9 protein-coding genes are annotated in these 11,917 nt (G+C 64.1%); 8 read left to right on the forward strand and 1 reads right to left on the reverse strand.

The window, feature by feature from the left end; translation table 11 throughout:
* Positions 1-64: 64 nt before the first annotated feature.
* The 8 genes from A7Q26_RS01380 to A7Q26_RS01415 all read left to right on the forward strand — a co-directional run bounded on the left by A7Q26_RS01380 (position 65) and on the right by A7Q26_RS01415 (position 11,178).
* On the forward strand, positions 65-1,996 hold the full coding sequence (locus A7Q26_RS01380; RefSeq protein WP_066855507.1) for a hypothetical protein: 1,932 nt from the start codon (positions 65-67) through the stop codon (positions 1,994-1,996).
* Positions 1,997-2,049: 53 nt separating this feature from the next.
* A complete protein-coding gene (gene traN / locus A7Q26_RS01385; RefSeq protein WP_232313647.1) occupies positions 2,050-3,084 on the forward strand; it encodes a conjugal transfer protein TraN in 1,035 nt (344 codons plus the stop codon).
* A complete protein-coding gene (locus A7Q26_RS01390) occupies positions 3,056-3,904 on the forward strand; it encodes a type-F conjugative transfer system pilin assembly protein TrbC (RefSeq protein ID WP_232313635.1) in 849 nt (282 codons plus the stop codon). Before traN ends, A7Q26_RS01390 begins: the two co-directional genes overlap by 29 nt.
* Positions 3,876-4,475, forward strand: a complete 600-nt coding sequence (locus A7Q26_RS01395; RefSeq protein ID WP_066855513.1) for a S26 family signal peptidase — start codon at positions 3,876-3,878, stop codon at positions 4,473-4,475. Before A7Q26_RS01390 ends, A7Q26_RS01395 begins: the two co-directional genes overlap by 29 nt.
* A complete protein-coding gene (locus A7Q26_RS01400) occupies positions 4,472-5,320 on the forward strand; it encodes a conjugal transfer protein TraF (RefSeq protein WP_066855516.1) in 849 nt (282 codons plus the stop codon). The genes A7Q26_RS01395 and A7Q26_RS01400 overlap by 4 nt, the downstream gene beginning before the upstream one ends.
* Positions 5,317-5,919: a hypothetical protein gene (locus tag A7Q26_RS01405; RefSeq protein WP_066855519.1), complete on the forward strand. Its 603-nt coding sequence runs from the start codon at positions 5,317-5,319 to the stop codon at positions 5,917-5,919. The genes A7Q26_RS01400 and A7Q26_RS01405 overlap by 4 nt, the downstream gene beginning before the upstream one ends.
* Before the next feature lie 155 nt (positions 5,920-6,074).
* The gene (locus tag A7Q26_RS01410; RefSeq protein ID WP_232313648.1) at positions 6,075-7,433 is read left to right on the forward strand and encodes a conjugal transfer protein TraH; all 1,359 of its coding nucleotides are present in this window, start codon (positions 6,075-6,077) and stop codon (positions 7,431-7,433) included.
* A gap of 13 nt (positions 7,434-7,446) precedes the next feature.
* Positions 7,447-11,178 (forward strand): conjugal transfer protein TraG N-terminal domain-containing protein, encoded by a 3,732-nt coding sequence (locus A7Q26_RS01415; protein ID WP_066856220.1) that lies wholly within the window; start codon positions 7,447-7,449, stop codon positions 11,176-11,178.
* On the opposite strand, the gene A7Q26_RS24410 is transcribed toward A7Q26_RS01415, so the two are convergent.
* The gene (locus A7Q26_RS24410; RefSeq protein WP_232313636.1) at positions 11,159-11,602 is read right to left on the reverse strand and encodes a hypothetical protein; all 444 of its coding nucleotides are present in this window, start codon (positions 11,600-11,602) and stop codon (positions 11,159-11,161) included. The genes A7Q26_RS01415 and A7Q26_RS24410 overlap by 20 nt on opposite strands.
* Between the last annotated feature and the right edge of the window lie 315 nt (positions 11,603-11,917).

Below are 11,917 nucleotides of genomic sequence, written 5' to 3' on the forward strand. Positions count from 1 at the left end.
TCGGGCTTTGCTCCGTGTTCCGGCTTCGCGCTGCTGGCCGCCCGCGGACCTTGGGGGAAGAGGCATGAAGTGGATCCTCATCTCTTCGCTCGCGGTGCTGGCGACGCTAGAGTCGCAATCGGCCTTCGCGCAGGACATGGACGCGAGGGCCCGGGCAGCGGCCGCCGCCTCGCGCGCCAAATCCGGCGACAGCGATGCGATCAGCAACAATTATCTGACGCCGGGCCTCGCCAACCAGCCGGTCAGCACGGTCGACAATCGCCGCAGCTTCACGCCCAGCATTGCCTGCCAGCAAAGTGCCACCATGCTCGAAATGCTCGTCCAGCCGGGCACCACCGGCGACATCACCCATCTCTCCATTTCCCGCGACAAGGATCTCGATGGCGCGTTCGACCAGGTCCTGACCCTCCCGGTCCCGGTGTCGGGAATCTGCGCAAACGGCGTCATCTCCTGTTCTAGCGGAAGCTGGAACCAGTGCCAGAGCTTCAAATGGGATGTCGGCGGCACCGGCGATTTGAGGCTCAGCCAGGTCGATCTGCCGGACCTTGCCGGCTGCTATTGCGTCAATGCCAGCTGCGGCGCGAACCTGGTCGCGGGCAATCTCCCCTCGGTGCTGAAGGATCTGGGTGGCGGGGTCATCGGGGCGCTGACGACCGCCGATCCCCGGATCGCGGTGGCGCAGGCCAGTATCGACGGCCCGGTCATCCGCTATGTCGGCGCGCAGACGACCGCCTGCTCGTCCTCGCCTGCGGTGTCCGCGACGAGCTATCGCGCCAACCCGACCGCGATCAGCGGCGACGCCTATGCCGCCTCGCAGGCCAGTTCGGTCTTCACCGCGCTGGCGGCCTCACCGGCGGGGAATGGCAAGGCGGAGGAAACGCGGTCCTGCACGATCGAGCGCGAGATTGCGGTCAAGGCCTGGGACTTTTCCGATATCGTCTCCGCCAGCGGGTCCATCACCTCGACCAGCAGCTGCGGCACGGGATGCCTGCGTTTCCAGATCCGCGGGGCGGGAAGCTGCGGCAGCAATCCACCCATCTATACCGTCTCCTTCAATCCGTTGCTGCCCAGCCGGATCGTTTCGGCGCGGATCATCGAGATGGGCGCGGACGACTGGGTTCAGGGGCGGATCAACGGGCAGGTCGTGGGGTCTGCGGGCAAGCGGCCCTGGCTTGGCGACGCTTTGCCCTCGGGCGACTGCCGGATCGGCGACGATCCCTGGTATAACCGCACGCCCATCGATTTTACCGACAGGCTCAGGTCCGGCAAGACGTCGGTCAGCGCGCGCGTGCGCGGCGGGGGTGGCGGTAATTGGGGCTACGCCACCGTCGAGATCCAGGTCGACACGAGCTGTGAGGTAAGTGAGCGGCTGGTTGACCTGTGCGCCGGCTATGCGGGTGATCCCGCCTGCCGCCTGACGCAGGAAGATGTGGACGGCGTCGAGACGGTCAGAAACGGCGTCGTCACGGGCTTCAAATCCCTACCCCTGACCCGCCTGTTCGGCACGGGGAGCTGCACTTTTCAATATAGCCGCGACTTCTTCCTGCGCACGCGCCGCTATGCCTGCGTGGCCGATACGTCGGGAACAGCGCAGCCCAATCTTGCCCGCGCAACCTACATCATCGACCATTCGACCGAGACGTTGCTCGCCGACCAGACTCGCGCCAGCGATGGCTCGCTCGTCCAGTCGACCCGCGCCTTCGCCCTCCCCGATCGTCCGGCGGTCGGGGCGTGCGAATCCATCTGCAAAACCCGCGCACCCAGCGCCAATAGCGGCGTTGCGCCCGCTGGCGCCGTGGCGGAAAAGCAGAATGTGCCCGTAGGCTGGGACAGCTTCTTTCATATCTGCTCGGCCGACAATGTCTGCCCGCTGGGCGCTGGCGAGGAGATCGTCTCACCCTGCGGCTGCCTCGATGATTTCCCAGAAGCGGTGGTCATGATGCAGACGGTCCGGCTCGCAGGCTCGGACCTGGCCTGCACGGCGGTGGCGCGATGATCCGCCGGCTTGCCCTCGCACTCGCGCTCACCAGCGCCCTGCTTCCGGTCACGATGGTCCCGCAGGCTCATGCCGCGCAGATCTGCGCCGCCGACCTCAACGGCAATGGCGATGCAGGAGATGAAGGTGAGATGGCGCAGTGCCTTCCAACCACGGATGGCGGCACGCTCTGTCCCATCGGCCAGGTCGATTGCGTAGCCAACGCGCAAGGCGGATATTCCTGTCCGCTCGGGGCTGCTTTTGCCTGCAAGACGCCGACAGTTGGTGGCGTGCCAGCCTGCTCGCCCCATAGCTGCATCGACACATCCGCCACGCCGATCGAAAATGAGGAAGTTGTCGACGATCCCGGCGCGACGGGTGACGGCCCGGTCGATGCCGACGGCAATTGCCTGGGAACGATCGAGATATTCGGCGGACGGGCGCTGCGCTGCCGGCCGCCCGGCGCCAGCGTCACCTTCCAGAATTGCTGCAAGGACAAGGGCAAGATTGTCAAGGACGGGATGGGTGGTTCGCTCAGTTCCATCACCACCAAAATCGCGATCGCCAAGGGCGTCTTCACCGGCATGAAAGCGGCCTATACCGCGTTCAAGGCAGGAGCGACCGCGAGCGAGGCGGCCTCGGCGGGCGCCCATGCGATCATCGTCGGCATCGATCCGACCTCGATCGCGATCAGCCTGGCCATCAATTACATGATCGAGGCGCTGCTCCAGGGCTGCGACCAACAGGATATGGAAACCGGCATGCTGCGCGGCTCGGGTATGTGCCATGAGGTCGGCACCTATTGCTCGTCCAGGATCCTGGGCATCTGCATCCAGAAGGCGCGGGGCCATTGCTGCTTCAACACCAAGCTCGGCCGCATCATCCAGGAACAGGGTCGGCCGCAACTCGCCGCGTTCAACAGCCTTGGCTGGGGCACGCCCGAACATCCCTATTGCCGCGGCTTTTCCGCTGAAGAATTCCAGGCGCTCGATTTCAGCCGGATGGTTCTCAGCGAATATTATTCCGACATCGAGGCCCGCGCCCAATCCGACATCCAGATCGACATGAAGGAGAAGATCGATGCGACGCTCAGCATCATCCATCCCTGACCTTTTGCTGCACGCCGGCGCCATGGTCGCGCTCTGCGCCGCCGCCCCCGCGTTCGCGCAAGCCGGTCAGACCGTGGGAGAGCCCCAGCCGACCGGACCAGACAAGCCCGCCCCAGGCAAGCCCGCTATATCTGGCCCGAGCGGCATCCCCGAACCATCGCAGGCAATGCGCCGCCGGGCATTCGAGGCGATGCGACAGAAGGGGCGCTTTCCCGACATCGAAAAGCAGGCGCGCAAGGACCGGGAGGATGCCGCGCAGCGCCTGACTGCCGAGCATGATGCCGTGCAAAAGCGCCTTTACGAGGCTCTGGGGCTTGCCGCGCCAATCGAGGCGGAGAAACCGAAGGATGGACGGGCTGTGGCTTCGGCAAAGAGCTGGGTGCCGATGCTGTTCGCCTCCTCCTCGATGCCGCTCCAGGCCCTGCGTAATTACGCCGCACAGCTTGAGACCGTGGGTGGGGTCATCGCCTTTCGCGGCGTTCCCGGGGGCATGAGCAAAGTCGGCCCGATGGCGAAATTGACGGCGCAGATCCTGCGCGTCGATCCGGGCTGCGAGGGGCCGGCCTGCACGATGCGCAATGTCCAGCTTATCGTCGACCCGGTCCTCTTCCGCCAGCATGGCGTCGCCCAGGTACCCGCCTTCGCCTTGGTGCCGGGCGATCCAACCCTCCCTTATTGTGAGCGCGACGAAGAGGTTGTGCCCCGCGCCAGCCATATCGTCTTTGGCGATGCCGCGCTCTCCGGACTGATGGACGAATATGCCCGCCTTGGCGGCAAGGAGGAGGTAAGCGATGCTGCGTCTCACCTGTCTCGCCGCTAATCGGCTTTGGTTGGGGCTCAAGACCCTTCCCGCGCAGGCGGCGCTCGCACTGGGCGGCGGGGTCGGCAGCCAGCCTGCCGACAACAGGCGCCTGGCCCTGAACCTCGCGGTCATCCTGCCCCTCGCGACCCTCACCTGGCTTGGATTGCCGGGCATCATCCTGGTCATGAGCCCCTCGATCGATGCCTGGGTCGTGCGGCGCGCGCCAGGTCCGATACACAAGGGCGATCTCGTTGAGTTCATGCTCTCCCATCCGGTCGCGGGACCAAAACCGGTGAGCGTCACCAAGAGGGCGCTCTGCCTGCCCGGGGAACGCCTCCGCGAGATCGAACGGCTTTCGGTCGATGGCCGCGAGGGCACCCGCAGCTGGTATTATTGCGGCCGCACCTTCCTGGGCGCGAGCCGGCCCTTCGGGCACGATGGTCGACCGCTTCCTCATCTGCGCTGGGGGGATCGGCCGGTCCCCGTCGGCTATGTCTATGTCGGCTCCGATCATGCCGGGGGCTTTGACAGCCGCTATTTCGGACCGGTTCGGCTCGATCGCCTCACCCGTATGGAGCGCATCCTGTGAGGCGCGCGCTCGCCCTGCTGGCCGTGGCTGGCCTGCTGCTCCCGGCGACGGCCGACGCGGAGGATACGATCCGCCAGGGCTATTGGTGGTATCGCGCCAAGCCCGATCCTGGCGAGACGCCGGCCGACGAAGTACCGGCAGCGCCGCTGATCCCACCGATGGCGGAACTCGCCCGATGGAGCCCGCCCCGGATCGCCAAACTGATCGCCGACCAGCGCGATTATGCCGCGACGGTTCTCACCGTCGAAGCCGTATCCGATTTCTGGCGGCTGGAGGATTTTGCGCGGCGCAAGGCCCGCGCCTTTGCCGGCGTCACCCAGCTGGCGATGCTCGCCCATCCTGAACTGAGCGCTAAGTCGGCCAATCCGATGATCGGCGATGCGCGCGATGCGCTGGGGGCAGAGAAGGATGCGGTGCGCCGCGCCTATCTGCGCTCCCGCGGTTCTGAATTTGCGCTCGTCATGTTCTCGCGCACATCCTGCGGCTATTGCCGGGTGCAATGGCCGATCCTTCAGCGTTTCCAGGAGGAAACCGGCTGGCAGATCATCCGCGAGGACCTTGACCGGCGGCCCGAACTTGGCGCCCGCTTCGGCGTGGAGGTGACGCCAACCACTATGGTCATCCGCCGTAATTCCGCGCAGCGCATGGTCATCGCCAATGGCGTCGAGGCGTTTCCTACGCTCATCCAGACCGCCTATCAGGCAGTGAAGCTCCTCTCGGGCGACATCAGGCCCGAACAGTTCCTGACCGGTGCCGGTGAGGAGAATGGCTTTTTCGACGCGCTCGCTAATGGTCCGGTAGCCGCCGCCGATCCGATGGCAAATCCAGTTGGTGTCCGCCCATGAGAGCCCTCCATTTCGGTGCATCAATCTCGCTGCTGGGCTTGTTGCCGCTGTCGGCCCATGCGCAGGAGCAACGACGCGCGCCTGACCGTGTCGCGGCAGCCCGCGCCGCGATCCATCCGGTTTCCAGTGACCGCGAAATGCAGGGCTGGCTCGCTCGCGTTCCACGCACCGTCGATTATCCGCCGGATTTCGAGGCGGCTTTGAAGGGCCAGGGCTCCGCATTCGTCATCGAGATGAGCACGGCGCCTGGTTGCCTGCCCTGTGGTGATCTCTGGACCAAGCTGCTCGCCCTCAAAACGCGCTATGGCCTCGCGGTCCGCCCGATCGGCAGGGAGGAGGCCATGCTCCGCTCGGGACGGCTTGGCCTTCCCTGGATCGGCCATCCGGTCGCCTGGCTCCGCCCGGTCTCCGACGAGGTCCGCATCCTGCCAATCGCGATTGGAACGGATCATTCGGCCAATCTCGCCCGCAACATCTATCTCGGTCTCAAGATGCAGACCGGCGTGCGAGCCGCGGTCGGCGTGCGCGCCATGGCGAAGTTTACCGGCATCGTCGGCGCCCCGGCGCTCTCTCCCATCACCCGCAGAGCGAAGGACTGAGCAATGGCGGGCTCGGATCTTCCCTCAACAGCCTCACCTGTCTGGAGTCCGCCATGGCCGATCGCTGCACGCCCGCCCTTTTTCGGTTGATATCCTGCGCGCGGTTCCGGCGATGGAGCGCGCTCCTCGCCACGCTGCTGGCGAGTTGTGGCACGATGGCGCCCGCGCACGCCCAGAGCTGGGCCGAACATTGGTTCGACAATGTGACCTATACCAGCCCCGGCAGTTTCGAGGACCAGACCCGCGGCTATGTGACGGCGGGCGGCATGTCCGGCCGGATCGACGTCCATAGCGATTACCTGATGAGCCTCACCATGCCCAAGGTAAAGGCGGGCTGCGGCGGCATCGACATGTTTCTGGGCGGCATGTCCTTCCTCGACCCGGACTATCTCGTCCAGAAGCTCGAAAGCATCCTCCAGGCCGCGCCCGCCGTCGCTTTCCAGTATCTGCTCGAAACCCTGGACGAGAAGATGGGGAACATCATTTCGAAGATGGAGGCCGCCACCAATTTCTTGAATTCCATCCAGGTCAATGACTGCCGCCTCGCCAACCGCATGGTCCAGATCGCGAGGGGCGACGACAATATGTCCGGGATCATCGAAGAAATGACCGGCTATAAGTCGGTGAAGGAAGGTTACGCCAAAAGTTATCAGCAAAGCCGCGAGAAGATCCAGGCGAACGGAAATAGTCCGACCGAGGATCTGAAGGACGCACTCGCCAATTGCCCGGCCGAGGTGACCGACATCTTCCGCACCGGCTCGCTGCTCTCGCACGCCGCTTCCCGCGTCGGTGCCGCCGATTGGGCGGGCGTCATGCGGGCGCGGGTGGGCGATGTCTATATGCGCTGGGACGCCAGCGACAAGGTTCCGCTCTTTTCGGCCATCCCCGCCTGCGCCGGGCAGGATACCGAATCCTCGGACGACTTCCTGAGCGGCCGGGTGATGCGGCGCGCACTCAACATGCCGGCCACCGCCGCCGATTGCACGCAGGACGGGACCAAGGGCGCGCTGGCGCTGACCCGCGAGCGCATGACCTCGATCGCCGAGAAGATCAGGACGCGCGCTTCGCTCACGGCCGAGGAACGGCAGTTCGTCGCGAATGTCCGGACCCTGCCCGTCTACCGGATGCTTGAATGGGGCGTGCGCCAGGATGTGGTCGACTCCGTCATCGGCGATACCGACGAGCTGGTCGCCCTGACCCTTGCCTATCAGATGCTGAACGATCTCACCCGCAGCATAGATTTTGCCGTCTCCAATGCCGAGCGCGGCACCAGCGCGGCGGGCGCCGCCGATGGGGCCAGCGCCAATGTCTGCCAGACCCGCATCCTCACCAAGGGCATCGAGCAGCTCCGCGACCTGCGCGAAGAAGTGCTCCGCCAGCGTGCTCAGATGCGGCAATCCTATATGGCGGCGCTCTCCCAGGCGAACCTCTCGACGGGCTATGCCGGCCTCATCCGCCAGCGCGATCGGGATGCGCGTGACGCCGCCGGCACCGCTGCCAGCCGCAACCGCTGAAGGAGCAGCCGCCATGCGCCGTCTGTCCCGCTTGCCCGCGCTGCTTGGCAGTCTCGCCAGCTTGTTCGTTGCCTCTCCTGCCCTCGCGCTGGAGACGAGCTTCCACACCTATGACGGCTTTGCCGAGACGGTAGATGCGTTTCGCCTTGTCTCGATGATCTTTGCCGATCCGCGCTACGAGACACTGGTGCTGATCGTAGCGGTCGTCGGGTTGGCGCTGGGCGCGGTGCTCGCCATGGTCCGCGGCACCGGCATGGGGCTGGTTGCCTTCGGTCTTCAGATGCTGGTTGGCATCGGCCTGTTCGTCGGCCTCGTCGCGACGAACGGCACTGTTCATGTCTATGACCGGGTGCGCAACGCCTATCAGCCGGTCGGCGACGTCCCCAATCTCATCGTGCTGGTGGCGGGCGTCACCAACATGATGGAGCGCGCACTCGCCGAGACGATCGACGACAATACGCTCGACCCACATGCCAAGCTCGAGTTCGGCGCGGGCGGCCATGCCTTCGACCTGTTCCTCAATGCCGTGAGCCCGCGCGGCCCGATGACCGATGCCTTCCTCGATGCGACGATCAAGGATTATGTCCGCCAATGCTATCCGGTCGCCCGTGTCTCGCCAGCCTATGGCGTCGATGACGACCAGCTTTTCCACACCAGCACCGACCTCCCCGCATCTTTCGCAGCCATGGCTGGACCGGCAACGTTCAGCACCGTCTTCACCGCCTCGGACAAAGGCGGCACGACGGTCAGCTGCAGCGAAGCCTGGACCCATATCGCGGACCGGCTGTCCGACCCGGCGATCTTCGAAGGCTATTCCTCTCAGGTCTGCCAGCGCACCGGCTATGACATCGCCAAGGCCGACCAGCTCGCGCGCTGCCGCAGCAACCTCGCCGAGATGGGCGACATGATGCTGGGGACGCCGCTCACTGCCCAGACTTTCTTCACCAATATCCTGCTCGGGAGCAGCGTGGGCGATGTGCTGTTCGAGGACAGCCCGGCGACCGCCGCCCGCGTCATGGCCAATCGCGCCGTGGTGGCGGGCGGTCTTGCCACCATGTCGACCGCCAATGAATGGATGCCCACGATCCGGGCAACGGTGTTCGGAATCATGCTGTTCATGATGCCGATCGCGCTGCTGTTCATTCTCACCCCCATCAACCTGCGGGTCGCAAGCTTCGCACTGGGGCTCTTCGTATTCGTGGCACTTTGGGGCGTGATCGACGCAGGGATCCATCAGCTCACCCTTGGCCGCGCGATGGCGGTCCTGGCCGAGATGCGCTCTAGCCATGTGGCGGCCACGACCTGGATGCTTGCCCCCTCCTCCGCGATGAAGGCGCTCGCGATCTTCGGCAGCTTCCGCACGGCGGCGGCCGGCCTCGCCGGCGCGTTCGTGTTCACGGTGTTCCGCTTCTCGGGCAATGTATTCTCCTCCTTCACCGGCGGGTCGCTCGGCGTCCAGGCGCAGGGATCGGCTGCGGCGACCGCCATCTCAACCTCCGAGGGCTTTGCCTCGGCGCTGGAGGCGCAGGCCTCCGCCATGGGCACGGGCGCACGCCGATCGGCGACCTCCAGCTTCGGGGATTTTGGTGAGCGCTCGACCTTCGGCACCAACCGCAGCTTCGCCGCCGCGGGCGCGGTTGGCGCGGCCCATGGTGGTGGAGCCCCCGGCAGCGCCGCAATGGGTCTGGGAGCGACAGACGCAGCGCGCGAACTGGGCGGCCTTGCGCCCGCACTGCATGGGCGCGACCTCAATGATCCTGCAACCGCGAGCGCCGTGCGCGCCGCTGCCGCGACCGGCGCGATCCACAATTTTGCGGAGAAGGACGCGCTGCGCAGTCTGGGCACCAGCTATTTCGGGGAAGGCGAAGCGGGCGAGAAGGCGTTCGGCGCCTTCACCCAAGGCCTCGTCCAGTGGCGGGCTTTCGGCGACACCCGCGCCTATGGCATGATGATGCAGGCGGCGACGCGGCATTTCGAGCGCGGCGGTTATTCACCGGAAGACGCAGCGCTCAAGGCAAGCGGACTGATCGCACAAGCCAGTGCCGATCCCACTTTCGCCAAGCTGATCGCTAACAGCTATGCGCAAGAGGAGATGCTGCGCAATGACCTGACGGCCGCGCAGGTTCAGGTCGGGGCGATGGAAGGCCGCCGCGATTATGCGGGTGACCGGGTCGCCCAGGTGGAACGGGGCAATGTCGCGACCGAGCAGGCCCATCGCACTGGCGGCAATGAAGGTCAGCGCGAAGCTGCCGCGATGCTTGGCCTCCCCGTTGACGATATGAGCCGCCGCATCGCCTTCATCAATGCCCTCTCCGGTGAAGCGCGCTCCTCCACTATCACGCAACTCTCCCGCGCAACAGGACGTAATGAGGCCCAGGTGACCAAGGCTCTCGAAACCTATCGGGCCGCGACCGACCTTGGTACGGCGGACGGGGCAACGGCTGAAGCAGCGCGGGAAGGTACCAGCGTTTATGGGCGGACCCGGGAAGCCGCCGGCTATGACTTTGCCGAGCGTTCGGGGAAGCTCGACGCGCAGAAAGAGGTCGGGCACGACGGCACGCGCAGTGCTGCCCGGACCGGCGAGCAGCGGCGGCAGTCAGAGAATTTCGGCTTCGCGCAAGGCGCCGAGGCTGCCGGCATGTCGACTCGGGAAGCAGCCCGTCTCGACAGCTTCATTCGAACATTGGCCGATGCGAGCGGCAACCAGCTCGACATGGCGGAAGGTGGCGCCGACGGCATCGCCGACCGGGCGCTAAACGCCAGGATGACCAGCATCGTCGAGCGCGAGCGCCTGTCCCGCATGCAGGGCCTGCTCCGGGCCAATGGCATCGAGATGACCAAGCGCCAGATCGCCATGGATCAGAATGGCGACTTCAGGATTAACCTCACCCCAGCAACGGCGGCCCAGATGTGGCAGGCAGGCCTTCTCAACGAAAGCCAGCTCGGTGCAGTCGCCAATGGCGGCCATGCCCGCTTCAGCCTCGCGCACAATGATCTTCTTGTCTCCAGCAGCGCAGGATTTGAGAAGTCTGCCCGCAACGACACCAGCACGCGGTTCGAAGCGGGCAAGCAGGCCGGGCCCGACACGATCGAGCATTTCATGGGCGGTGGTGCTGAAGGTCGCGCCGCCATGGCGAACTGGCTCAAGGGCGGGTTCGAGATGGATCGCAAGGGCAATTGGCGCCTGAAGCCCCAGGTCGCGGACACGATCCAGCGGGATGTGCAGGCGATCATGGGGCAAACGGGCTGGGAGCGGTCGATCGGTCGAACAGCGCAGGACCAAAACGCATTCTCTATCGGTGTGAAGGGGGAGATCGGCGGAGGCGCAGGCGCCGGGGCTAACCGAATTTCGAAACCTGACCGGGGCACTGCGTTTGGCCGTGCGACTGGATCTTTGGGGATTTCAAGCCAGGAAGGTGGTTCAACTAATGAAACTGCCAACGCGCATCTAAATATCGTGAACTACGAGGTCCGGCAGGCCTTGGCCAATTCAGAGGTGGCTGCAGCGCGATCCATCAACCCAGCTGAGGTGTTTGCCAACCGATTGTCGGAGGAAATACTCGGGTCGGACGGACTTAGGAATCGATATATTGGTCAGGCCGACAGCGCGCGCGGAACCGCTGATCTGACCGCTCCTCTGACCTCACTCGAACAGAGTTCGCTATTAAGTAGCGGACGATTTTCGACTGATTTGCGGTCGGGGCCGTTCGATGGCGACCCTCAATTCAAGAAGGGTGCCGATTGATGTAGCCCGGATTTAGAGGGTTCAAGGTGCTGCCGATCCAAAGCGCCCCTGACGCCGGGTCGAACGGATCAAATTCGCGAAGCACCCCAGATGGACCGTATCGATCGCGAGCTAATAAATCTTCCGCATCAAATTCACCTTTTTCCTGGGTTGGCAACGAAGCTAACCACTGCCGAAGAAATCCAAATGAGAGAACGAACGCCACAAGGGGTGGAAAGAACAAGACGTTCATATATCCCCCGGCAGCAGAACGATAAACCTCAGCCAATGTGTCCAGCTTGAGGGCTGCGAGCATGCCCAGCCAATAAATAGGCACACCGCTCCACCAGAGCTTCGCGTACCAACGTCGCCAAAGCCAATCCGTGAGACGAAGTTCGTCGGCGTTCCGATCCGCATTATCGGGTTCAAAGGTTGCGGCCTTCATCAATTCCTCTTCGCCGAACGTACCATCTTGGAGCCCTGCAGAAAATAGCTAGCCCCCCGATAATACAGCACGGCGCAGGCTCACTGATATCCATCTTAGCGACGATCGCGTGGAGAGGGATCTCGAAGCCGGCGTTTCGCCCGATTGCTAATATCGAACCTGCAACAAAAATTGTCTGAAAAACCCTCTTGATAAACGTCCAATAATGTCCCAATAAATTCCAAATTGAATTCTAGAAATAAATACTCACAATTGCTGTTTTGATGCTGTTTTTCTAGAAACGGTTTTTCTTATTTGTTTAATTTTTCAACTGGA

Source organism: Sphingobium sp. TCM1 (genome assembly GCF_001650725.1).
GTDB lineage: Bacteria > Pseudomonadota > Alphaproteobacteria > Sphingomonadales > Sphingomonadaceae > Sphingobium.

What these genes read in the sequence shown, in the direction of transcription:
- A7Q26_RS01380 (WP_066855507.1), top strand. Translation starts at nt 65, where the DNA reads ATGAAGTGGATCCTCATCTCTTCGCTCGCGGTGCTGGCGACGCTAGAG.
- traN (WP_232313647.1), top strand. Translation starts at nt 2,050, where the DNA reads ATGGTCCCGCAGGCTCATGCCGCGCAGATCTGCGCCGCCGACCTCAAC.
- A7Q26_RS01390 (WP_232313635.1), top strand. Translation starts at nt 3,056, where the DNA reads ATGCGACGCTCAGCATCATCCATCCCTGACCTTTTGCTGCACGCCGGC.
- A7Q26_RS01395 (WP_066855513.1), top strand. Translation starts at nt 3,876, where the DNA reads ATGCTGCGTCTCACCTGTCTCGCCGCTAATCGGCTTTGGTTGGGGCTC.
- A7Q26_RS01405 (WP_066855519.1), top strand. Translation starts at nt 5,317, where the DNA reads ATGAGAGCCCTCCATTTCGGTGCATCAATCTCGCTGCTGGGCTTGTTG.
- A7Q26_RS01410 (WP_232313648.1), top strand. Translation starts at nt 6,075, where the DNA reads ATGGCGCCCGCGCACGCCCAGAGCTGGGCCGAACATTGGTTCGACAAT.
- A7Q26_RS01415 (WP_066856220.1), top strand. Translation starts at nt 7,447, where the DNA reads ATGCGCCGTCTGTCCCGCTTGCCCGCGCTGCTTGGCAGTCTCGCCAGC.
- A7Q26_RS24410 (WP_232313636.1), bottom strand. Translation starts at nt 11,602, where the DNA reads ATGAAGGCCGCAACCTTTGAACCCGATAATGCGGATCGGAACGCCGAC.